Below are 22,214 nucleotides of genomic sequence, written 5' to 3'. Positions count from 1 at the left end.
GATGACCACGAGCAGTTCAGCATCACCCACAGCCGCGACAGCCTCCGGCAGGACACCCGACGCCGCGGCGGCAGAAGTCACGGTGCCAGGAGGGGACGTGCCGGGGCGCTCCCCGCAGGGCGCCGAACGCAACAAGCCCGAAGGAACAACGCAGTACCCGAACGTTCGGCGTCCGAGGAGACGCCACGGCGCGGCACCGACCCCAGAGCCCCGGGAGCCCCATCCGCCGAAGCTGGGCCGGTTTCTGGCGCGGGCCGCTGCCGTCACCGCCGGCCTGACCGCGGCAGGGGCGCTGCTGGGGCTGGTACGGGACCAGGCCATCGCCCACCTCTTCGGCGCGAGCGTCGACAGCGACGCCTTCCTGATCGCCTGGACCGTGCCCGAGATGGCGTCAACCCTCCTCATCGAGGACGCGATGGCGCTGCTGCTGGTCCCCGCCTTCAGCCACGCCATCGCCCGCCGCGCCGCCCAGCGCGACGCCGTAAGGGCGCTGGTCCTGGCCACCCTGCCCCGGCTGTTCGCCCTGCTCTCCTGCGTAGCCGGAGCCCTGATCCTGGGCGCACCCTGGATCGTCAAGGTCCTCGCACCGGGCTTCAGCAACCCCCAACTGGCCACCGACTGCACCCGCCTCACAGCGGTGACCGTACTGACCTTCGGCGTCACCGGATACTTCAGCGCCGCCCTGCGCGCACACGGCAGGTTCTGGCAACCGGCCGGCGTCTACGCCGCGTACAACCTCGGCATCATCGTCACGATGCTCACGCTGCATTCCCTCTGGGGCGTACGAGCAGCCGCAGCCGGGGTGGCCGCGGGCAGCCTCCTGATGATCCTGACCCAACTCCCCACTTTCCTCAGCCTGGTAAAACCCCACTGGCCCGGCCGCCCCCACCTGCGCCGGCACCCCCACCCCCGCACCACAATCCCCCCACTCCTGGGCACAGCCGTCCTGGCCCCCGTAGTCCTCTTCGCGGTGAGCCGCCAGGCCCAGGTCCTGGTAGAGCGCTTCCTCGCGTCGCCCCTCCCCGGCGGCGCCATCTCGCACCTGAACTACGCGCAGAAGGTCGCGCAGATGCCGATGGTGCTGTCGCTCATGATCTGCACGGTGACGTATCCCGTCGTAGCAAGAGCCATGGCCGAAGGAGACCAACAAGGAGCCCGACGCAGGGTGGAACGAGACCTGGCCCTGGCCGCAATGGTCGTCCTCCTGGGGACAGCGCTGGTCCTCGGCTACGCGCCGCAGATCATCGAAGTGCTCTTCGAACGCGGCGCGTTCGACGCCCAGGACACAGCCACCACGGCAACCGTCATGCGGGTGTACGCGGTCGGCCTCCTGGGCCACTGCCTGGTAGGCGCCCTGAGCAGGCCGTTCTTCTCCACCAGCCGCCCCACCTGGTACCCGGCCGCCGCCATGGCCGCGGGCCTGGTCGTCACCACCGCCACAGGCGCCGCAGCGGTCGGCAGCTTCGGCGTACACGGCATCGCGGCGGCGAACGCCGTCGGCATCAGCACGACGGCGCTGCTCCTGCTCACCGGCCTCGGCTCGCGTGTCGTCCCCGTACGGGTAAAGACCATCACCGCCTCCCTCGGCCGCCTGATGCTCGCGGCGGCAGCGGCGGCCACGGCGGGCGCGGCGGCCGCACCGAGGGTGTCGGACCCGCTCCTGAGCCTGGCCGTCGGCTGCGTCCTCGTCCCGACCGTATTCGTCCTCTGCGGACTCGCGGTAAGAGCTCCGGAGGCCGTTCACCTGCTGACCCAAACCCGACAGAGGTTCCGCCATGGCCACTGACACGTCGACCCACAGCGCCGAACACCGGGCACTGATCCCCCACCCCCACCCATGGATCTGGATGTACCACTCGGTGGCCGACCCGGCGGACGACCCGTACGGCATCACCGTCGCCCGCGACCGCCTCGACCGGCACCTGACCTGGCTGCGCCGCCGAAGACTCAGCGGAGTCGACGTAGGCACACTCCTGCGAGCCCACGCGGCGGGCCGCGCCGGCCGCCTGGTCGGACTGACCTTCGACGACGGATACGCCGACTTCCTGCACGAGGCGCTGCCGGTGCTGCGCCGGCACGAGTTCACGGCGACGGTGTTCGTCCTGCCCCGCCTCTGCGGCGGCTCCAACGAGTGGGACGCGCTGGGCCCGCGCACGCGGCTGCTCACGGCGGAGGAGATCCGGACGGCCGCGGCAGCCGGCATGCGGATCGGCTCGCACGGCCTCTACCACCAGAACCTCACCGCACTGTCCGACACCGACCTGCGCCAGGAAACTCTCCACAGCCGGGAGTTGCTCCGCGAAATCACCGGCACCGCCCCGGACAGCTTCTGCTACCCGTACGGCATCGTCGACGACCGGGTGGCCGACGCGGTACGCGCCGCCGGCTACACCTACGGCTTCGCGATCGCCGCCGACCCACTGCTCGGCCCGTACGCCCTGCCCAGAACGCACATCAGCCACGCCGACCGCGGCCTGCGCCTCCGGGCGAAGCGCCTGCGCCACCGTTTCGCCGTACGGGGTCTCGGCCGATGAAGGCACTGCACATCATCACCGGACTGGGCACCGGAGGCGCCGAACAGCAACTGCGCCTGCTGCTACGGCACCTGCCCGTACCCTGCGACGTCGTTACGCTGACGAACCCGGGCCCGGTGGCCGACGGGCTGCGCGCCGACGGCGTCCGGGTCGCCCACCTGGGGATAAAGGGCAACCGGGACCTCAAGGCCCTGCCCGCGCTGACGAACCTGATCCGACGCGGGAAGTACGACCTGGTCCACACGCACCTGTACCGCGCCTGCGTCTACGGGCGGATCGCCGCACGGCTGGCCCGGGTCAAGGCCACGGTCGCCACGGAACACTCCCTCGGGCAGACGGAGATCGAGGGCCGCCCGCTCACGCGCGGCGCCCGCGCGCTGTACCTCGGCACCGAACGCCTGGGCTCCGCCACCGTAGCCGTCTCCGCCACCGTCGCCGGGCGCCTGCGCGACTGGGGCGTACCGGCCGCGCGCATCCACGTAGTGCCCAACGGCATCGAAGCCGCACACTTCCGCTTCGACGCCGCGCGCCGCCTCGCCACCCGCGCGCAACTGGGCGTCCCCGCAGACGCGTTCGTCGTGGGCGGGGTGGGCAGGTTCGTCCCCGGCAAGCGGTTCGACGTGCTGGTCCGTGCGGTCGCGGCCCTGCCCGGCGCGTGGCTCCTGCTGGCCGGTGACGGCCCCGAGACAGGCGCACTGCGCACGCTGACCGCGCGCCTGGGAGCCACGGACCGCATCCGCTTCCTGGGCGACTGCTCCGGCGACACCGGCGGCGTCGCGAAGACCCGCAGCCGTACGCCCGGCGTTCGAGTCCCCGCGATGCTCTGCGCAGTCGACGTCTTCGTCTCGACGTCGCGCGAGGAGGCCTTCGGCCTGGCCGTGGTGGAGGCCCTGGCCGCAGGCCTGCCCGTACTCCACCGGGCCTGCCCCGCCATCGACGACCTGCCCCCGGGCCACGCACCCGGCGCCCGGCGCATCAGCGGCGACGTCGGCGAGCTGACGGCGGCTCTGCGCCGGCAGCTGGAGGGCGGTGCACGGCGCCTGGTTCCGCCGCCGGCCGTCGGCCACTACGACATCACGCGCAGCAGCGCACGCCTCATGGACGTATACGAACACGCCCTCACCTCCGCTTCCTCCGCCCCCTCAACTCCCTCGACCAGGAGAGAAACACACCAATGACCGAGTCGCCCGACCAGCCGCAGCAGCAGCCGCAGCCCGCCGCCCCCGGACGGATCAGCCGGCTCCTCACGAAGACCGGACAACAAATCAAAGCGCGCTCCCTCCCCGTCTGGTGGCCCGTCCCCGTCTGCGCCCTCCTCGGCACGATGTGCGGAGTGTCGTACGGCGTCCTCAAGACCCCGCAGTACGCCGCCACCAGCTATGCGGTAGCCGTCCCCGCCAAGGGCACCGAGCCCAACGCGGCCCTCGGCTACGCCCAGGCGTACGGCCGGATCACCACCAGCGACTCCACCCTCGCGTACGCGCGCGTGGCCGCCGGAGTGCCGCCGAAGGCCCTGCGTACACAGGTCAGTACCCAGACCTCCCCCGACTCGCCGATGATCGCGATCACCGGCACCGCCGCCAAGCCGGCGGCGGCGGCGGACATCGCCAACGCCGTGGCCGAAGCCGTCCTGGTCAGCAGCAACCACATCTCCAAGAACACCGGCGTGAAGCTGCTCGTCTTCTCCCGGGCGATCGCGCCGGCCGAGCCGGTCTCCCCCTCGGTCCCGCTCAGCGCGGCCGTCGGCGGGAGCACCGGCGGCCTGATCGGCGGACTGGCGCTCCTCGTACGGCCCAGGCGCCCCCGCAGGACGGCATCGGTGCCCGCACCCTCCACGGCCAACGCCAACGCCAACGCCAACGCCAACGCCAACGCCGAGCGGGAGCTGGTGTGATGGCGCCCGGCGACCAGCGGGACAGGGGCCTCACCGTCACGCTGTGCCGCGACCCCGCCCGGTTCGCCGCGCTCCAGCAGGCGTGGGACGGGCTCCACCGCCGCTGCGCCGCCGCCACGCCGTTCCAGAGCCACGCCTGGCTCCATTCGTGGTGGCTCTCGTACGGCACGAACGGCCGGCTCCGCGTCGTACTGGCCCGCCGCGACGGCCGGCTGATCGGCGCGGCGCCGCTGATGCTCGTGCACCGCCCGATGCCGCTGCTCGTCCCCATCGGCGGCGCGATCTCGGACTTCTCCGACGTACTCGTCGACGACAACGAGACAAAGAACGCCATCACCGCACTGGAACGCGGACTCGACCGCGCGGCCCGCCAGGCCGTGATCGACCTCCGGGAGGTACGCCCCGGGGCGGCGGCCGAGCTGCTGTACGAGCGATGGACCGGCGCCCGGGCCCACCTCACGGACTCGACGTGCATGGAGCTGCCCGCCGAGCCGATCGACGACCTCCTCAAGCGGATGCAGACCAGCCGGGCCCAGCGCGTACGGGCAAAGCTGCGCAAGATCGACGCGCTGAAGATCGAGGAGCGCGAGGTACCCGAGCCCGACGTACCTGGAGCCATCGGCCGCCTCCTTCACCTGCACGAACTCCAGTGGCGGGGCCGCGGCGTCAACGTGGAACACCTCAGACCGCGATTCGCCGAGCATCTGGTGCGCGCCTCGCGGCGGATGCTGCGGGACGGTGACGCGGCGGTCACGGAGTTCCGGCTGGACGGCGAGGTGGTGGCGGTGAGCATGACGCTCCAGTCGGGCCTCCTGTCCGGCGGCTACCTGTACGGCGCCGATCCGGCACTCCGGGACAAGAAGGTGGACGTGACGACGATGCTGCTGCGCCACGAGGCGCACCTGGCCTCGGGCCGCGGCGTGCTGAGCCTGCTGCGCGGGTCGGAACCGTACAAGAACCACTGGCGGCCGACGACGGTCACCAACCAGCGGCTGCTGCTGGCCCGGCCCGCCCTGGAACCCCTGCTGCGCGTGCGTGAGTCGCAGGTGACCATGCGGGACCGGGCCGCCGAGACCGTGACCACACGTTTTCCGGCGGCGCGTGACTGGCGTGACCGGGTGAACAGCTGGCGGGCGGACGGGGCCGTCAGGGGTTCCGGTGCTTCCAGTGCTCCGGGGTCCCGGGCTTCACACAGACCGTGAAGTCCTGCACCCACCGGTTGATCCATTCGCCCATTTCGATGGGCACGCACCATTCCTTGTCGGAGTCCGGCTTTCCCGGAGGGTCGGTCGGCGTGGGCCTGACCGGCTTGGTCTCCGCGGGCTTCGGCAGGGGCGGAGTGGGGGCCTGGGGCGGGGTGGGCGCGGGCGTTGGCGTGCCGGGCGTCTCGGTGTCAGGCTGCCTCACGGGCGGCTGCCACCCGAACAGCTTCGAGCGGAAGACTTCCGACGACTGCGGGTTCTCGGCGCACTGCCAGACGCCGTGCGGGCAGTAGTCGGTGATGGTCTGGTACAGCGGTTTGTGCTCGTCCATCCAGTCGAGCATCCGCCTCATGTACTCCGGATTGTCGCCGTTGCGGAAGAGTCCCCACTCCGGATAGGAGATCGCCTTCTTGTGCTCGGCGGCGAAGTCGACCTGCTTCTGCAGCCCGTACGGATCCGACACCTGCTGGTCGAAGGTGTCGCCGGGAGGCTGGTCGTACGCGTCCATGCCGATGATGTCCACGACATCGTCGCCCGGATAGCACTCGGTCCACGGGATCGCGTCGAGGCCGCGGTTCGGGGCGAAGTCGAAGCGGAACTTCTGGCCCGGAACGGACCGCATGGCCGCGACGATCCGATTCCAGTACGTCTTCCAGGCCTCGGGGTCCGGTCCGCAGCGATGCGCGTACGTCGTGCCGTTCATCTCCCAGCCGAGGACGATCACCGTGTCCGGTACGCCCAGTTCCACCAGGCGTGTGGCCAGCTTCTGGTAGTGGTGGTCGAAGCCGCCCCCGGCGCCCTCCTGAAGGAGCTCGCGGACCTCGTCGTCGGAGGGGCGCTCCTCGTTCCGCTCCAGCATGGGCACGTTGAGGACGAATATGCGGTCGTCCGCACCGCGCCGCCAGTCCGCCCAGGAGCGCAGGAAGCCGGGGCGGCCTTCGATGTTCTCCCAGACATCGCCCGGCAGGTAGGTGTGCCCGACCGAGAGTTCCGCACCGCCCAGCCACTGGGACAGTTCAGCCATCCGTGTCACGCCGTCCGGCCCGTAGTCCAGATACGCACCAATGGCGGGCGGGGGATTCTCCGGATTCTCAGAGGTGCTTTCGGTGGGCGGCGCTGCTTCAGCCGCCTTTCCTCCGAGAACGCCACCGGCAACGACGAGACCTATGGCAACCGTCCCGATGCAGGTGCCGGTGAGACGGCGCCTCTTGGACATGACTCCTCCTACGATCGGTCGTTCTTACCGACGCGTCCGACAGTAGGCAGAAAGTTTTACTAATGGGCTGTTTGCATGCCGGTCAGTAGGCCATTGGCGATACGGATTCCCTCGAAGTCGGCCACTCGGGTGAAATTCCTCAGGACAGGTCGAAGGCGAAACGCAGGGCGCGGACCCGGTTGTCGAAATTCGAGTCGACGAGTTCCGGCATTCCCACCGCCCGCAGATCCCGCGGCCGGGTGAGCAACTCGTGGAACAGGGCCTTCATCTCCTGCCGGGCCAGATGTGACCCCAGGCAGTAATGTGGCCCGCCGCCGCCGTATCCCAGATGCGGATTCGGGTCGCGTGTGATGTCGAAGACATCGGGATGTGTGAACACCGCTTCGTCGCGATTGGCCGAAGCGTAGAAGAGCACCACCTTCTCGCCTGGGTGGAATTCCCGTCCACCCAGGGCACATTCAGCAACGACCGTCCGGCGGAACTGGATGATCGGCGTCGAGTGGCGGACGATCTCGTCCACCGCCCCGTCGGCGTACCGGTCGAAGTCGGACACCAACAGGTCGCGCTGCTCGGGGTGTTCGGTCAGCAGCGCCAGCCCGTGGGCGATCGCGTTACGGGTGGTTTCCACCCCGGCGACAAGCAGCAGGGAGAAGAAGGCGCCGAGCTGACGGGAGGAGAGCGACTGGCCGGCCCCGTCGACGTCTGCGCGTACCAGCGCCGAGATCAGGTCGTCCGTGGGCCGGCGGCGGCGCTCACGGGCGAGCTTCGCCATGACGAGCTGCATATGGGCCAGGGCCCGCAGACCGCGCCCCGGCACCCGCAGCCTGGCCCGCAGGCCACGCTTCACGCCGACATTCTCGGACGCGTGGTTCACCCGGTCGGCGATCTCCGGGCGGTAGCGTTCCGGGATGCCCATCAGGTTGCAGATGACCTCGAACGGCATACGGGAAGCCACCGACGTGACGAAGTCGTGCGGCCGCCGGTCGATCATCTCGTCCACCACACGTCTGGCGACGGCGCGGATGTCCTCCTCCGCGGCGGCGAGCAGACGCGGCGTGAAGGCGCGGGAGACGATTTTGCGCATCGTGGCGTGCTCGGAGCCGTCCATGTTGACCATGGAGTTCCCGAAGACGGCCTTCGCCCAGGCGGCCGGCTCCGGAGTGGTGACGCCAGGAGCGCTCGCGAACTGCCGCGGCTGCCGGCTTGCCTCCATCACGTCCGCGTGCTTCACCAGCGCATAGAAACCGTTGCCCGGACTCTCCCCGAAACGCACCGGGGCGTCGAGCCCGCGCAGCAGCGCGAAGGCCTTCAGTCGTTCGGAGCGCGGCAGTTGCCAGAACAACGGATCGGCGAGATCGGCGTTGTGCGCCCGCAGCATGTGCTGCGTGGACGCCTGCGTCGGGATGTTCATACCCACACCCTTCGTGAGCTCGGGCGGCTGTTCTGGCCCGAGTCGGTTGCTGCGGACGGGGGAACTATGCACTGGTTCGGGCGTTTGGCTCGTTCTTGCAGAGCAACCGCGTGTCTGCGAATCAGAGGGGACGTACGTATCAATGAAGTTGACCACCCGAGGCTCTGTCACGGCGGCATTCATGGCTTGCATGGCGACCGCGGCGGCGGCTTCTCCCGCCGCCGCCGGCACGTCGGCGCCGGTCGACCTGCCGCTGGAGCGCCTGGAGCGGGTCCTGCCGGTCGAGGCCCCCGAGCTGCGCACCGGAGTGCCGGTGCCCGTGCCCGGCGTACCCGACGGGCCGCGTTACGTCACCGGCCGGCTCCTGCCGGAGAAGACGCTGCCCGCGGTGCCGTTCACGGCCGAGCTGCCGGAGACGGAGGTCGGGCTCCCCGTAAAGGACCCGCTGGGGGAGGGCAACCTGGGCGCGCTGCGCGCCGTTTCCGAAGCCTCTGAGCTGATGCTGAAGGCGCCGGGCGCCACTGTGGGCGCGCCGCTGTCGGCGCCCGGCGAGCACCTCTCGGGGCTGCCCGAGCCGGTACTGCCCGAGCTCGGGGTGGCCCCGCCGATGCTGCGGGGCACGCCTGCCGCCGTACTGATCATGGGCTGAGGCCGCGCGTCCGGTGGCCGGCGTCCCTCACAGGCGCCGGCCGCCCGCCAGCGAGAACTGTTTCGCCGCGGGGTCGTTGTCAACACCGAGGCATGGGCACATCGAAAGAGTGGACCAAGGCGAGGGACAAGGGGTATTCGGCATGGGCCTGATCACGCGCGGAAGCGCAGCGACCTTGCGAGGGGATTCCCTGACCCGCCGCATTCTGCTGCGCGGCGTCTTCGCGATGGGCGTGATCGCGGGCACCGCGGGGGCGCTCGCCCCGATCCTCACCAAGAGGCCGGGAGGCGCGGCAGGACCGGCGCTGGAGCGATTCGCCGAGACGTACCGCGGCCGGCACATCCAGGGGACCGCCAGGGTCACGCTGCCCGCGGGGGCAGCCGGCCGCGTACGCGCCGTCGGTGACGCCATGACCGTCGCCGCCGTACGGGACGCCGAGGTACGCATCGACGGCCGGCCGCTGCACGTCATGCGGCGCGCCGACGGCAGCTACCTGAGCCTGGTGAACCACTATGAGTCGTTCCCCACACTGCTCGACGCGGCACGTGCGGCGGTGGACGAGCTGGGTGACGCCCAGCTGTCGGCGTCCCCCGTGCACAGCCTCTGAACAGGGGAGGGCCAACAGCGGTGTACACCCGGAAGAACCAGCGCGATCTCACCCGTACGGAGAAGAATCGTCTGGTCGGTGCGCTCCTGGAGCTGAAGCGCTCGGGGCGGTACGACGAGTTCGTGACCCTGCACGGCCAGTACTACGTCACCGACGACGAGCCCGGGCCACGTGTCGGCCATATGACCCCCTCCTTCTTCCCGTGGCACCGCCGCTTCCTCCTGGAGTTCGAACGCGCCTTGCAGGCCGTTGATCCGGGGGTGTCGGTTCCGTACTGGGACTGGACGAAGGACAACACTCCCGCCGCGTCGCTGTGGGCGGAGGATTTCCTCGGGGGCAACGGCCGGGCCGGCGACCAGAAGGTGATGACGGGACCGTTCGCCCACGCCACCGGAAACTGGGAAATTCGCGCATCGGTCAGCGACGGCGCCTACCTCACCCGCAATTTCGGCCGGCCCTCCGCCCCCGTCTCGCTGCCCACCAGGCAGGATGTGGCGAAGGCGCTGAGCGACCCGCTCTACGACGCCGCGCCGTGGAACTCCACCGCGACCAAGGGCTTCCGTAACAAGATCGAGGGATGGGGGCGGCCCGGCGGCACCGCCACGGCGTTCAACCACAACCGGGTCCACCGCTGGGTCGGCGGTGTGATGCTGGGCGCCGCCTCGCCCAACGACCCGGTCTTCTGGCTCCACCACGCCTTCATGGACCTGCTCTGGGACCGCTGGCAGCAGGCGCACCCCAGCTCCGGCTATCTGCCGCGCGAGAAGCTGACCGGGTCCGATCCGCAGCGCGGACGGGTCTTCAGCCTCGACGAACCGATGCCTCCATGGAACGTGCCGCCCGCGCAACTCCTCGACCACAGCCGCATCTACCGCTACACCTAGCACCGGCACAACCGCGGCCTCCCCATACCTGAAGGGAATGGGTTCGCGCAGGTCGACCGCAGGTCTTGCGGCCTTTACCTTCCTTCAACGCGGCAATAGGAGGGCAGTAACGGATCGAAAGGTAAATCTTCGGAATGCGGGTGGTCCGAAGTGATTTCTCCCTTGGCCCCGAATACGCACTTCCCGCTCCTACTCCTTTTCGAGGCGCGGCGGCAGATCGAAGAGCGGGAACCAGCGCTTCGTGTCCAGGAAGGACGTGATCCCGCTGACCTTGCCCTCCACGATCTCGATGACCGTGAGCGCCCACGGCTCGAAGCTGCCGTCGCCCGACTGGCTCGGGTGGTAGTGGGCGAAGGCCGGCGTGCCGTTGGCCACGACCGGGACCAGCTTCGAGCCCCGGCAGACCTCGCCGACGCCCAGCATCCAGCCGACGACGTCGTCGTGTCCCCGCAGCCACAGGTCGTACGGCGGCATGGACAGCGTGGCGTCCTCATGGAGCAGCGCCGTGAGGGCGGTCATGTCGTACCCCTCGAAGGCCGCGACGTACCGCTCCAGCAGCTTCTGCTGCTCCTCGTCCAGCGGATTCGCGGTGTCCGTCTCCTGCGAGCCGTGCTCGGCGATCGTCGCGCGGGCCCGCTGGAGCGCGCTGTTCACCGAGGCGACGGTGGTCTCCAGCAGCTCCGCGACCTCGCTCGCCTTCCAGGCCAGCACCTCGCGCAGGATGAGCACCGCCCGCTGCTTCGGCGGCAGGTGCTGGAGCGCGGCGACGAACGCCAGCCGCACGCTCTCCCGCGCCACGGCGGTCTCCGCCGGGTCGGCCACCGAAGGCAGCACCCGCCCGTCCGGCACCGGCTCCAGCCAGGTGACCTCGGGGCGGGAGTTGAGAGCGGCCTGCGCCACCGGCGTCGCGGCCGTCAGATCCATCGGGCGGGCCCTGCGATTGCCCGCGTTGAGCATGTCGAGGCAGACGTTCGTCGCGATGCGGTACAGCCACGAACGCAGCGACGACCGACCCTCGAACTTGTCGAAATTCCGCCAGGCCCGGACCATCGTGTCCTGCACGGCGTCGTCCGCCTCGAAGGCGGATCCCAGCATCCGGTAGCAGTACCCGGTCAGCTCGGTCCGGTGCTTCTCCAGCCGGGAATCCAGGTCCTGCGTCGTCACGACATCACTCATCGGGTCCACCCCACTCGCCGCCTTTGGCACCAGCACTTCGGAAGTTACCGGACGCCACTGACATTCAGGGCCCACCTGGGGAAACCCGCCCCGCCGGACGTATCAGACGCGCGCGACGCCACCCGTGAGACTCGGCCGGCTCGTCCGCAGCGCCACGAGCTGCCGCTGTTCGACCCGGGCGACCCGGGTGCCGTACAGCGTGATCGATACGACCCCGAGCACCGCGACCAGCCCGAGGAGCACGGTCCCCGCCCAGCCCCCGGCGTGGAAGGCCACCGCGCCGAGCGTGCCGCCGACGCTGCTGCCCAGGTAGTACGCCGACTGGTAGAGCGCGGATGCCTGCGCCCGGCCGGTCTTCGCCGTACGGCTCACCGAGGACGACGCCACCGCGTGCCCCGCGAAGAACCCGGCGGTGATCAGCACCAGGCCCGCCAGGACGGCCGCCAGCGCGTCGGCCACCGACAGCAGCAGACCGGCCGCCGTCGTCGACACCGCCAGGTACAGCGCACCCCGGCGGCCCAGGCGGGCGACCAGCTTTCCGGCCGCCGCAGAGGAGACCGTACCGACGAGATACACCAGGAACACAGACCCGATGACGCCTTGCGGGAGGCTGAAGGGAGCCTCGACCAGCCGGTAGCCGATCACCGTGTAGACCGCGCCGAAGACCGTCATGAAGAGCGCGCCGATCGCGTACAGGCGCAGCAGCAGTGGGTCGGCCAGGTGACCGCGGACCGTCTTCGCCAGCGCCAGGGGGTTCAGCGAACCGGGCGTGAAGTGGCGGGCCTTCGGCAGCATCAGCCAGAACACCACCACGCACACCACGGACATCAGGCCGACGGCGGCCAGCGCCGCGCGCCAGTCCCACAGCTGGGCCGCCCAGCCGGTGACGATGCGGCCGCTCATCCCGCCGATGGAGTTGCCCGCCACGAACAGTCCGATCGCTCCGACCAGCGCCTTCGGCCGTACCTCCTCCGCCAGAAAGGCCATCGCGGAGGCCGGCACACCGGCCAGCGCGGCGCCCTGCACCGCGCGCAGCGCCACCAGCCACTCCAGCGAGGGCGCGAACGGAACCAGCAGGCCGACCGCGACGGCGACCGTCAGCGAGACCGTCATCATCCGGCTGCGCCCGAAGCGCTCCGAGAGCGCGCTCATCGGCAGTACGAACAGGGCCAGCGCACCCGTGGCGGCCGAGACGGTCCAGCTGGCGGCGCTCGCGCTCGCGCCGAAGTCGGCGGAGATCAGCGGCAGCAGCGCCTGGGTGGCGTAGAGGAGGGCGAACGTCGCGACCCCGGCGGCGAAGAGCGCGAAGCTCATCCGGCGGTAGCCGGGCGCGGAGGGGGCGAGACGGGAGTCGGTGTCAATGTCAACAACGGCGTCGGCGTCCACATGGGTGGTGGACGCCTTGGTACTGGCAGGAGGCATGCATCGAACGTAGACACAGCCGCTTCATGCGTCCAATGCACAAACCCGCGATAATCAATCCCATGCTGCATAACCCGAGCTCACGGCCCCGCCTGTCACCCAGCAGTTACGAAGAAGACATTCAGCAGGTACTCGCGCCGCGCCTCGCCCACTTCGCGGCGGTCGCCCGCCACGAGCACGTCACGCGCGCGGCGCACGAGTTGGGCGTCCCGCAGTCGACGCTTTCGCGCGCCATGGTCAGGCTGGAGGAGGACCTGGGCGTCGCCCTGTTCGCCCGCAAGGGCCGCACGGTCGCCCTCACCCCCGCCGGCCGCACCTTCCTCACGACGGTCGAGCGTGCACTGGCGGAGGTCGAGCGGGCGGCGGAGTCGGTACGGGCCGACGCCGACCCCGCGACCGGCAAGGTCGCCTTCGGCTTCCTGCACACCATGGGCTCGGAAACCGTCCCCGGCTTGATCCGCGCCTTCCGCGCCGACCATCCCAAGGTCCGCTTCCAGCTCGTACAGAACTACGGCGAAGCCATGATCGAGCGGCTGCGCGCCGGCGACCTCGACCTCTGCCTGACCTCCCCCGTCCCCGACGCCCCCGACCTGGTCGCCCGCCGCATCGACGAGCAGCGGCTGCGCCTGGTCGTTCCGGACGACCACCGCCTGGCCACACGAAAGCGCGTGCGGCTCGCGGAGGCGGCCGACGAGGCGTTCGTCACGCTTGAACCCGGCTACGGGCTGCGTCGTATCACCGACGACCTGTGTGCCGAGGCGGGCTTCAAGCCGCGGGTCGCCTTCGAGGGCGAGGAGGCGGAGACGCTGCGCGGCCTCGTGGCGGCCGGCCTGGGCGTCGCCCTGCTGCCGCCCCCGGCGGTGGCCCGCCCCGGCGTCAGGGAACTGACGGTGACGGCCCCGCGCGCCGTACGCGAGATCGGAGTCGCGTGGCTGGACGGCCACCCGGACACACCGCCGGTGGCGGCCTTCAAGCACTTCCTGCTGTCGCGCAGGGGCCACTTGCTCCCGGAGTGACGCGTACGGCAGAGGGTCGCGCGGGGCGCGCGTCGTACGGGGCGGACGGCGGGGGGCGGCGCTAGCGTCGACGCCATGCCTACGCCGACCACTCCGCAGCCGCCGTCTCCGCCCGCCCGCTATACGGTCGAGATCAAGCCCCGGGCTGCGGATGCGGACGGTCATCCGGACCATGGGTCCACGTTGCGGACGGCGGTCGTGGAAGCGACTGGCGGTACCGGGGCGTCCGGCTACCCCCGCTACGAGGGCGCCGGCGTCGCGGCCGACATCGATCCGCGCACACGCGCGGTGGAGGCGATCACCCTGGACGGCGCGGAGCTTCCGTACGGGTGGGTCGCGGAGGTGGCCGAGGAAGGGTGACGGGGGTGCCCTGCGGGGCTCTTCCCCACCCGCCCCTTCCCGAACTGGGGCGGGTGCCCCAGGCCCCGGTCCTCAAACGCCGGAGGGGCTGGATGTGAGGGCAGGCGCGGGATTTGCGGCCAGAGCCGCAAGACCGGGCCCTGCGGCAACCCTCCAGCCCGCGTTGCGGTAACCACCCAGCCCCCGTCCGGCGTTTGAGGACACGCCCGCAGGGCGTCCGTGTTGTCTGGGGGCTTGGGGGCTTGCCACCCCACGCGGCGGAGCCGCAAAGTGTCACAGCGGGAAGGGGCGGGGTGGGGGAAAGAGCCCCGCGCAGCGGGAGCCGGTCGGGAGTGCTACCGCCGTAGCGAGTGGCCGAAGCCGGAGGCCAACGGCATGCGCAAGCCCAGCGGTGGCGGTGCGGCCAGGGCGTCGGCTACCGGGCGGGCGAAGCCGCGGCCGAAGAGGGCTCCGAGGACGAAATCCTGCGCCAGCGCCAGGACCTCCGGCCGGTGCTGGCGCAGTGAGTGGCCGTCCGAGTGGACCTCGAAGCGGCACGTGTCGCGGTTGACCTTCTTCGCCCGCTCCGCCAGCCGGTACGACAGCTCCGGATCGGTACGTTCGTCATTCGTGCCGTGCACGATCAGCACATGACGCCCGGCCAGCTGCTTCACCGGCTCCTCCGCCGCCGCCACATCGTCGTCCGGAAGCCACGGCGCGACCGCCAGCACCGAGGTCACGGCCGGGTGGTCCGCCGCGTGCAGCGCCGCCCGCCCGCCCATGTCGATCCCCGCCAGACACACCGGTACGTCGCCGTAGCGCCGTACGACCTCGTCCGCCGCCCACGTCGCATCGGCCGCGAGCCGCGCGTCCGAGCCGTTCCAGCCGCGGCCGCGGTAGCGGACGACGTGGGCGACGAGCCCCTCCGCCCGCCCCGCCGCGGCCAGACTCCGCGCCAGCGGCCGTACGCCGGCGTACGACAGCGGCGACGGTCTGCGCGCCGACATCGGTTCACCGGCGGGGAGGAGCAGGACCACGCCGCCCACCGTGCGGTCACCGCCCCCGGCCACTCGGGCCGCTCCGACCGGCCGGCCCAATCGGGCGGCCCCGGAAACCGGGATTGCTTGCTGTGCCATGACAGAACAGTCTCAGAAGCACAGATGTACTCCACCAGTCCGCACGGTCACTGTTACGTATCGACAGAGGCGATCTACGCGCGTAGGCGCTAGAGTGCGCAGATGACGAGCGAGACCCCCAACACGCCCACCGCGGACCAGATCCGCCGCGCCCCGAAGGTGCTGCTCCACGACCACCTCGACGGTGGTCTGCGGCCCGGCACGATCATCGATCTCGCCCGCGAGGCGGGTTACCAGGCCCTTCCCGAGACGGACGCCGACAAGCTCGGCATCTGGTTCCGCGAGGCCGCCGACTCCGGATCGCTCGAGCGATACCTGGAGACCTTCGCCCACACCTGCGCCGTCATGCAGACGCGTGACGCGCTCTTCCGCGTCGCCGCCGAGTGCGCCGAGGACCTCGCCGAGGACGGCGTCGTCTACGCCGAGGTCCGGTACGCCCCCGAGCAGCACCTGGAGAAGGGGCTGACCCTCGAAGAGGTCGTCGAGGCCGTCACCGACGGCTTCCGCGAGGGCGAGCGCCGTGCGAAGGCGAACGGCCACCGGATCCGCGTCGGCGCCCTGCTGACCGCCATGCGACACGCCGCCCGCGCCCTGGAGATCGCCGAGCTGGCCAACCGCTACCGCGGCAACGGCGTCGTCGGCTTCGACATCGCCGGCGCCGAGGCGGGCTTCCCGCCCACCCGCCACCTCGACGCCTTCGAGTACCTCAAGCGCGAGAACAACCACTTCACGATCCACGCCGGTGAAGCCTTCGGGCTCCCCTCCATCTGGCAGGCGCTCCAGTGGTGCGGCGCCGACCGGCTCGGTCACGGCGTACGCATCATCGACGACATCGAGGTCGCCGCCGACGGCAGCGTCACGCTGGGCCGCCTCGCCGCGTACGTGCGCGACAAGCGCATCCCGCTGGAGATGTGCCCGACGTCCAACCTCCAGACGGGCGCGGCCGACTCGTACGCCGCGCACCCCATCGGCCTGCTGCGCAAGCTGCACTTCCGCACCACGGTCAACACCGACAACAGGCTGATGAGCGGCACCAGCATGAGCCGCGAGTTCGAGCACCTGATCGACGCTTTCGGCTACACGCTCGACGACATGCAGTGGTTCACGGTCAATGCGATGAAATCAGCATTCATTCCTTTCGACGAACGCCTTGCCATGATCAATGACGTGATCAAGCCCGGATACGCCGAGTTGAAATCCGAATGGCTGTTCCGGCAGACCGCCACGACCAGCGGTTCTTCCCCCACCCGAGGTTAAGCGCACCGCACCGAATGCGGCCGGGAACGTCAATTCCCGGCCGCATTCGCGTGTTTGCGGCGGAGTCGGGGCGTGGCTAGCTTGCAGAGCCGCTCCCCATCCCCGTTTGCGAGGACGTTCTCTTCATGAAGCAGTCTGCTGCCAAGACCCTCGGTGTCGCCGCTCTCGGTGCCGCGTTCGCCGCTGCCGCCGCCGGCAGCGCCTCCGCGGCGCCGGCCGTCCCGGCCGTACCCGACCTGGGCGCGCTGAGCTCCGCCACCACGACGCTGCCCGTGCAGGGCGTGGCCACCAAGCTCCCCGGCGGAGCTCCCGAGGCGCTGACCGGTGCGGAGAACGCGCTCACCGGGGCTGCCACCACGGTGCCGAAGACCGCCGGCGACGCCGCGTCCAAGGCCGCGACGGGCGGCGGAAAGGGCGGGGCCCGCAAGGGCGCGGCCCACAAGGGCGCGGCCCACAAGGGCGCGGCCCACAAGGGCGCGGCCCGCAGCGCCGACCCGGTCAAGGGCCTGATCGGCGGGCTGCCGGCGGGCGCGCTGCCCGTCCTCGGCGGCTGACACACCGCATGCGCCAGGGCGCGCACCGGAATCGATTCCGGTGCGCGCCCCTTCGTGGTCGTAAGGTCGTACGCCGAATTACCAGGCGGTCTTCGCGGTGTTCTCGCTGGGCAGGAACACCCACAGCGCCAGGTACACCAGGAACTGCGGCCCGGGCAGCAGACACGAAGCCACGAAGATCACTCGCATCGTGGTCGCCGAGGTACCGAAGCGCCGCGCCAGCGCAGCGCACACTCCGCCGATCACTCGGCCGTTACGGGGGCGGACAAGGGCGGTCATGGCGGGCTCCTCGTGAGCTGGTCCGGGGGTCACTTCCGGTGTGCCTCCCGATACCTCAATACTGCTCGCCGAGACCCGCCCAAAGCGTCGCTCTACGGGGCGATCCCGACCCTGGGAATCGTCGGGGTAGCCCCCTGAGACGCCTCGTCCCGGCGCAGGACACGGTCCGGTACCCGCCGCTGCATGCGGCGCAGCCGAGCCCGCCCCATCGGTACGACCGCCAGATGCGCCAGCGCCACCCCGGCCGTGTTCAGCAGCAGCGAGTCCACATCGACGACCCGGCCCGGCACCCCGGTCTGGAGCAGCTCGATCCCCAGCGAGAACAGTCCCCCGGCCAGGGCCGTACGGGCCAGCGAGGCCACCGGCGACACCTGGAGCCGGCCCCCCGCCATCGGCAGCAGTACGCCCAGCGGCGCCAGCAGCAGAAGTCCCTCGCAGATACGCCGCGCAGCCCGGGCGGGACCGAGTGCCAGGTCCGCCTCGATGCCGGCCAGCGGCTGGAAGTTGGGTGCGGTCACCCAGGGGACGTCCAGGGGGCGCAACGTCAGTAACGCGACGAGCAGCAGATGCGCGGCGAGGAGTAAACCTCCCGCCGCGCGGAAGCGGAGGATGACGGCGCTGCCGTCCGAGCCATGACGCACGCCCCCCAAGACGCGGGGACCGGCAGGATCGGTTCCGCCTGGAGAGACAGTGTGACGAGCCGGGCAGGCGCGCCGACCGGCCCGGTCAGCGTGAAGGACGGATCTCACCCAGCGTAGGCAGCACCGATTCGGGGCGGGCCTTGAGCGCGGCCGTGCACTGGTAACCGCGCACGGCGTCGTCGGAAGGACCGCCGAGCAGCACGGACCGGTCGGGTCCGGCCGCCGCACTGTCCGCGTACGTACAGACGATCTGCGCCAGCGCGTGCGTCGGCAGGTCCTCCGGCTGGCTGCTCAGCCGCAGCGTGTTCCGGGGATCGCCCTTGCGCGCCCCGGAAACGGCCAGTGTCTCCCGTACATCCGTGGAGAAACCTGCCTGCTTCTCCTCGTCCGACGGTTCCTTCTTCAGCTCGTCGAGGAGCGTCTGCGCGACCCGCACCCGGTCGGACAGCTTCTCCTCGGCGATCCGCACCGCCCGGTCCACCGAGACCAGCTGCGCGCCGCAGACCAGATACACCTGGAGCGGTACGCCGGGCGCCGCCTCACCGGCGGAGTCCTGCGGCGGCAGCTCGCACGGCACACGGGACGGCGCGGCGCCCGCGTCGACCGGCACCGAAGTGGTCCTGATCCCGCACCCGGCGAGCGCGACGCACAGCGCGGCGAGGGCCGCGCAACGGGTCAGCCTGCGCTTCACTGGTCCTCGCACTCCTCGCCCTCCCTCAAACCGTCGCCCTCTTGACCTTCGTCGTCCGCCGACCGTGACACGTCGAGCGGCAGCCGCAGTACGAAGACCGCGCCGCCCTCCGGCGAGTTGGCCGCGGTGATGTCCCCGCCGTGAATGTGCGCGTTCTCCATGGCGATGGACAGGCCGAGCCCGCTGCCCTCGGAGCGCGGCCGCGACGCGCTGGCCTTGTAGAAGCGGTCGAAGACATGCGGCAGTACGTCCTCGGGGATGCCGGGGCCGTGGTCCCGTACCTCGATGAGCAGGTCGTGGTCGACGGGCCGCACCGACACCCGCACCGGGGAGCCGCCGTGCTTGAGCGCGTTTCCGATCAGGTTCGCCAGGATGACGTCGAGGCGGCGTGGGTCGAGGCGCGCCATGATGCCGCGCTCGGCGTCGAGATCCACCGCGTCCAGCCACGCGCGGGCGTCGATGCAGGCGGTCACCTGGTCGGCCACGTCGACGTCGTCGAGGACGAGGCGGGCCGTACCCGCGTCAAAGCGGGTCACCTCCATCAGGTTCTCGACGAGGTCGTTGAGCCGGCGCGTCTCGCTCACCACCAGGTGTACGGCGGGCGCGATCATCGGGTCGAGGTTGTCGGCCTCGTCCTCAAGGACCTCCGCCACGGCGGTGATCGCGGTCAGCGGGGTCCGCAGTTCGTGCGACATGTCGGCGACGAAGCGGCGGCTCGACTCCTCCCGCGCGCTCATGTCCGCGACCTTTTTCTCCAGCGACTCCGCGGTCTTGTTGAAGGTCCGTGACAGCTCGGCCAGTTCGTCCGTCCCCGACACTCGCAGCCGGGTGTCGAGCTGGCCCTCGCCGAGACGCCGCGCGGCGTCCCCGAGCCGCTGCACGGGCTTGAGTACGGTCGTCGCCGCCGCCTGCGCGAGCAGCGCCGAGCCCAGCAGGGCGAGCGCGGTGGCGATGGCGAGGGACCAGGCCAGCGAGTTCAGGTCGTCGCGCTCCTGCTCCAGGGAGGTCAGCATGTAACCGGTGGGTCCGCCGCCGATCACCTTCGTGCCCGCGACCAGGGACGGCGGCTTGCCCTTCGGGCTGATGCGCACCCAGTACAGGTGGTACGGAAACTCGTTGGCATCCGTGACCTTCTGCCGCCGGTTCACCGCGTCCTGAAGCTCCTGCGGTACGTCGTCGAGCGTCAGGGCGTCGATGTCCGAAGTGCCCGCGATCGGCTTGCCCGGCTCCCGCTCGTCGACGAGCAGCACGCTGTAGCCGGGGCTGCCGCCGGCCGCCATCTGCGTCGCCGCGGCCTGGAGTTCGGGCTGCGTCGGCCGCAGCGGCAGCGTGGCCGCGCGGTTCTGCATCTCCTGCCGGAAGTTGTTCAGCGCCGCGTCCTGGGTGCGGGTCAGCACCGCCTCGCGGTTGAGCCAGTACGCGATGCCCGACGCGGCGACGGCGGCCGTCAGCGCCACCAGGGCGAAGACGACGACGAGCCGCAGGCGCAGACTGGTCCAGCGTGGCCCCGCCTGCGGGGACTTCTCCCGGGCAGCGCTCACGAAGGCGAGTCCAGGCGGTAGCCGACGCCACGGACCGTACGGATGAGAGTCGGCGACGACGGTACGTCCTCGACCTTGGCCCGCAGCCGCTGCACGCACGCGTCCACCAGCCGGGAGTCACCGAGGTAGTCGTGCTCCCACACCAGCCGCAGCAACTGCTGCCGCGACAGCGCCTGTCCGGGGCGGCGGCTCAGCTCCAGGAGCAGCCGCAGCTCAGTCGGCGTGAGCTGCAGGTCCTCGCCGTTCTTGGTGACCGTCATGGCGGACCGGTCGATGGTCACATTGCCGAAGACGGCGGCGTCGTTGGCCTCCCGCTCGCCCCGCCGCAGTACCGCGCGGATACGGGCGTCAAGGACCCGACCCTGCACCGGCTTGACGACGTAATCGTCGGCGCCCGACTCCAGGCCGACCACCACATCGATGTCGTCGCTGCGCGCGGTCAGCAAAATGATGGGCAGCTGGTCGGTGCGCCTGATGCGCCGGCACACCTCGAATCCGTCGATGCCGGGCAGCATCACGTCCAGCACGATCAGATCCGGCCGCTGCTCGCGCAGCAGTTTCAGGCCGTCCTCTCCCGTCGCCGCGGTGGCCACTCGGTGGCCCTGGCGTGACAGCGAGAGTTCGAGGGCCGTGCGGATGGCGTCGTCGTCCTCGATCAGCAACAGGAAAGGCACAGGGGCCATTCTGGCCCATGGGGGAGGACTAGTTCGACAGTTGGAGCGCTCCCATCCCTGTGACACGCCTGTGACAGTCGGCGGACACCCCGATGAAACAGCCAGGGCAAGCTCAATGGCACACGGACAGCAACGCACCGCAACGCACAGCACCGGACTCCACCGACGGGGGGCGCGAGATGAACGCACTGCACAGCACCACCTCCAGCGCAGTTGTCACGCGGCTCCACGACGTCACGCGGAGCACCGAGTCCGGTGCGGGTGGGCGGGGGTGCGCTCGCACCATCGGGCGTCAGCGCACGCAGACCACCATGCATGTGGCTGCCGTGCCGGCCGCCTCTGCGGGGGGCAACGGGGGATACGGGGGAGCGGCGTACCGGGAGGCCACGGGGGACGGGGCTTCGGCGTCGGAGGCGGAATTCACCGCCTACGTCCAGGAGCGCCGCGCCTCCCTGTACGCGACCGCCTACCACCTGACCGGCGACCGGTACGAGGCCGAGGACCTGCTGCAGAGCGCCCTCTTCTCGACGTACCGCGCCTGGGACCGCATCAGCGACAAGGCGGCGGTCGGCGGCTATCTGCGCCGCACCATGACGAACCTGCACATCAGCGCCTGGCGCAGGCGCAAGCTCAACGAATACCCGACCGAGGAACTGCCGGAGACGGCGAACGACACGGACGCGATGCGCGGCACCGAACTGCGCGCCGTGCTCTGGCAGGCGCTCGCCCGGCTGCCCGAACTCCAGCGGACGATGCTGGTCCTGCGGTACTACGAGGGCCGCACCGACCCGGAGATCGCGGACATCCTCGACATCAGTGTCGGCACGGTCAAGAGCAGCATCTGGCGCTCCCTGCGCCGGCTGCGCGAGGACGAGGTCCTCAGCTTCGGCCGTGACGAGGAAGAGTCCTTCGGCGAGCTGGTGGCCTGAAGGTACGGGGGGTACGGGGGCCGCTGTTTCGGGGGAGACGGCGGAACGTACGGGGGAAAGTGCGGCGGGGTCGTACAGGCGGGGGAGCCTGTACGACCCCGCCGCACTGTGCGTTCTTCAGCCCCTCCGGCGTTTGAGGAGCGGGCTCTGGGGCGGAAGCCC

General features: G+C 70.7%; 23 protein-coding genes. 13 read left to right on the top strand and 10 right to left on the bottom strand.

All coding sequences use genetic code 11. The features are described 5' to 3' along the window. The first annotated feature begins 1 nt into the window (after nucleotide 1). From J7E89_RS08075 to J7E89_RS08055, 5 genes are read left to right on the top strand one after another with little or no spacing between them, the layout of a single operon-like run. A complete protein-coding gene (locus J7E89_RS08075) occupies nucleotides 2-1,786 on the top strand; it encodes a lipid II flippase MurJ (protein ID WP_214970176.1) in 1,785 nt (594 codons plus the stop codon). Further along, complete coding sequence (locus tag J7E89_RS08070) at nucleotides 1,776-2,534, top strand: polysaccharide deacetylase family protein (protein WP_214970174.1); 759 nt, start codon at nucleotides 1,776-1,778, stop codon at nucleotides 2,532-2,534. Before J7E89_RS08075 ends, J7E89_RS08070 begins: the two co-directional genes overlap by 11 nt. Continuing rightward, nucleotides 2,531-3,712 (top strand): glycosyltransferase, encoded by a 1,182-nt coding sequence (locus J7E89_RS08065; protein WP_214970172.1) that lies wholly within the window; start codon nucleotides 2,531-2,533, stop codon nucleotides 3,710-3,712. The genes J7E89_RS08070 and J7E89_RS08065 overlap by 4 nt, the downstream gene beginning before the upstream one ends. Further along, on the top strand, nucleotides 3,709-4,428 hold the full coding sequence (locus J7E89_RS08060) for a lipopolysaccharide biosynthesis protein (RefSeq protein ID WP_214970169.1): 720 nt from the start codon (nucleotides 3,709-3,711) through the stop codon (nucleotides 4,426-4,428). Before J7E89_RS08065 ends, J7E89_RS08060 begins: the two co-directional genes overlap by 4 nt. Beyond that, nucleotides 4,428-5,630 carry a GNAT family N-acetyltransferase gene (locus J7E89_RS08055; RefSeq protein WP_214970166.1) on the top strand — a complete coding sequence of 401 codons (1,203 nt, stop codon included), beginning with the start codon at nucleotides 4,428-4,430 and terminating at the stop codon, nucleotides 5,628-5,630. The genes J7E89_RS08060 and J7E89_RS08055 overlap by 1 nt, the downstream gene beginning before the upstream one ends. On the opposite strand, the gene J7E89_RS08050 is transcribed toward J7E89_RS08055, so the two are convergent. Next, nucleotides 5,575-6,846 carry a glycoside hydrolase family 26 protein gene (locus tag J7E89_RS08050; RefSeq protein ID WP_214970163.1) on the bottom strand — a complete coding sequence of 424 codons (1,272 nt, stop codon included), beginning with the start codon at nucleotides 6,844-6,846 and terminating at the stop codon, nucleotides 5,575-5,577. The genes J7E89_RS08055 and J7E89_RS08050 overlap by 56 nt on opposite strands. Nucleotides 6,847-6,985: 139 nt before the next feature. Then, entirely contained in the window at nucleotides 6,986-8,257 is a 1,272-nt protein-coding gene (locus J7E89_RS08045; RefSeq protein WP_214970161.1) for a cytochrome P450, read from the bottom strand. A 190-nt stretch (nucleotides 8,258-8,447) separates the two neighbouring features. Between J7E89_RS08045 and J7E89_RS08040 the strand changes: the two genes are divergently transcribed. The 3 genes from J7E89_RS08040 to J7E89_RS08030 all read left to right on the top strand — a co-directional run bounded on the left by J7E89_RS08040 (nucleotide 8,448) and on the right by J7E89_RS08030 (nucleotide 10,397). Further along, nucleotides 8,448-8,906, top strand: a complete 459-nt coding sequence (locus tag J7E89_RS08040; protein ID WP_251060226.1) for a hypothetical protein — start codon at nucleotides 8,448-8,450, stop codon at nucleotides 8,904-8,906. 142 nt (nucleotides 8,907-9,048) lie between these two features. Further along, nucleotides 9,049-9,513, top strand: a complete 465-nt coding sequence (locus J7E89_RS08035) for a tyrosinase cofactor (RefSeq protein WP_214970156.1) — start codon at nucleotides 9,049-9,051, stop codon at nucleotides 9,511-9,513. 20 nt (nucleotides 9,514-9,533) lie between these two features. Continuing rightward, nucleotides 9,534-10,397, top strand: a complete 864-nt coding sequence (locus J7E89_RS08030) for a tyrosinase family protein (RefSeq protein WP_214970153.1) — start codon at nucleotides 9,534-9,536, stop codon at nucleotides 10,395-10,397. A gap of 189 nt (nucleotides 10,398-10,586) precedes the next feature. Here the strand turns inward: J7E89_RS08030 and J7E89_RS08025 are convergent, their stop codons facing one another. After that, nucleotides 10,587-11,573, bottom strand: a complete 987-nt coding sequence (locus J7E89_RS08025; RefSeq protein WP_214970150.1) for a sigma-70 family RNA polymerase sigma factor — start codon at nucleotides 11,571-11,573, stop codon at nucleotides 10,587-10,589. Nucleotides 11,574-11,675: 102 nt separating this feature from the next. Next, nucleotides 11,676-12,995 carry an MFS transporter gene (locus J7E89_RS08020; protein WP_214970147.1) on the bottom strand — a complete coding sequence of 440 codons (1,320 nt, stop codon included), beginning with the start codon at nucleotides 12,993-12,995 and terminating at the stop codon, nucleotides 11,676-11,678. A gap of 62 nt (nucleotides 12,996-13,057) precedes the next feature. Here J7E89_RS08020 and J7E89_RS08015 point away from each other — a divergent pair, with 62 nt between their 5' ends. After that, on the top strand, nucleotides 13,058-14,011 hold the full coding sequence (locus tag J7E89_RS08015) for a LysR family transcriptional regulator (protein ID WP_214970143.1): 954 nt from the start codon (nucleotides 13,058-13,060) through the stop codon (nucleotides 14,009-14,011). A 75-nt stretch (nucleotides 14,012-14,086) separates the two neighbouring features. Next, nucleotides 14,087-14,371: a hypothetical protein gene (locus tag J7E89_RS08010; protein WP_214970141.1), complete on the top strand. Its 285-nt coding sequence runs from the start codon at nucleotides 14,087-14,089 to the stop codon at nucleotides 14,369-14,371. A gap of 335 nt (nucleotides 14,372-14,706) precedes the next feature. On the opposite strand, the gene J7E89_RS08005 is transcribed toward J7E89_RS08010, so the two are convergent. Further along, nucleotides 14,707-15,486: a S9 family peptidase gene (locus tag J7E89_RS08005; RefSeq protein ID WP_214970138.1), complete on the bottom strand. Its 780-nt coding sequence runs from the start codon at nucleotides 15,484-15,486 to the stop codon at nucleotides 14,707-14,709. Between the two features lie 102 nt (nucleotides 15,487-15,588). On the opposite strand from J7E89_RS08005, the gene J7E89_RS08000 reads away from it, so the two are divergent. Next, nucleotides 15,589-16,743, top strand: a complete 1,155-nt coding sequence (locus J7E89_RS08000) for an adenosine deaminase (protein WP_214970135.1) — start codon at nucleotides 15,589-15,591, stop codon at nucleotides 16,741-16,743. A gap of 125 nt (nucleotides 16,744-16,868) precedes the next feature. Then, nucleotides 16,869-17,297, top strand: a complete 429-nt coding sequence (locus J7E89_RS07995) for an ATP-binding protein (RefSeq protein WP_214970132.1) — start codon at nucleotides 16,869-16,871, stop codon at nucleotides 17,295-17,297. A gap of 78 nt (nucleotides 17,298-17,375) precedes the next feature. Here the strand turns inward: J7E89_RS07995 and J7E89_RS07990 are convergent, their stop codons facing one another. The 5 genes from J7E89_RS07990 to afsQ1 all read right to left on the bottom strand — a co-directional run bounded on the left by J7E89_RS07990 (nucleotide 17,376) and on the right by afsQ1 (nucleotide 21,123). Further along, nucleotides 17,376-17,576 (bottom strand): PspC domain-containing protein, encoded by a 201-nt coding sequence (locus J7E89_RS07990; protein WP_214970129.1) that lies wholly within the window; start codon nucleotides 17,574-17,576, stop codon nucleotides 17,376-17,378. Nucleotides 17,577-17,668: 92 nt separating this feature from the next. Further along, nucleotides 17,669-18,217, bottom strand: coding sequence for a VanZ family protein (locus J7E89_RS07985; RefSeq protein WP_308315379.1), 549 nt, complete (start codon nucleotides 18,215-18,217; stop codon nucleotides 17,669-17,671). 85 nt (nucleotides 18,218-18,302) lie between these two features. Beyond that, a complete protein-coding gene (locus J7E89_RS07980) occupies nucleotides 18,303-18,908 on the bottom strand; it encodes a hypothetical protein (protein ID WP_308315378.1) in 606 nt (201 codons plus the stop codon). Next, a complete protein-coding gene (locus J7E89_RS07975; RefSeq protein WP_214970118.1) occupies nucleotides 18,905-20,449 on the bottom strand; it encodes a cell wall metabolism sensor histidine kinase WalK in 1,545 nt (514 codons plus the stop codon). The genes J7E89_RS07980 and J7E89_RS07975 overlap by 4 nt, the downstream gene beginning before the upstream one ends. Continuing rightward, nucleotides 20,446-21,123 carry a two-component system response regulator AfsQ1 gene (afsQ1, locus tag J7E89_RS07970; protein WP_176733210.1) on the bottom strand — a complete coding sequence of 226 codons (678 nt, stop codon included), beginning with the start codon at nucleotides 21,121-21,123 and terminating at the stop codon, nucleotides 20,446-20,448. The genes J7E89_RS07975 and afsQ1 overlap by 4 nt, the downstream gene beginning before the upstream one ends. Before the next feature lie 179 nt (nucleotides 21,124-21,302). Here afsQ1 and J7E89_RS07965 point away from each other — a divergent pair, with 179 nt between their 5' ends. Beyond that, a complete protein-coding gene (locus J7E89_RS07965) occupies nucleotides 21,303-22,052 on the top strand; it encodes a SigE family RNA polymerase sigma factor (protein WP_214970115.1) in 750 nt (249 codons plus the stop codon). Nucleotides 22,053-22,214 lie beyond the last annotated feature (162 nt).

The organism is Streptomyces sp. ISL-100, from assembly GCF_018614615.1.
Taxonomy (GTDB): domain Bacteria; phylum Actinomycetota; class Actinomycetes; order Streptomycetales; family Streptomycetaceae; genus Streptomyces.
Note: the sequence above shows the minus strand (reverse complement) of the source record. Positions and strands in the feature narration are given on the sequence as shown.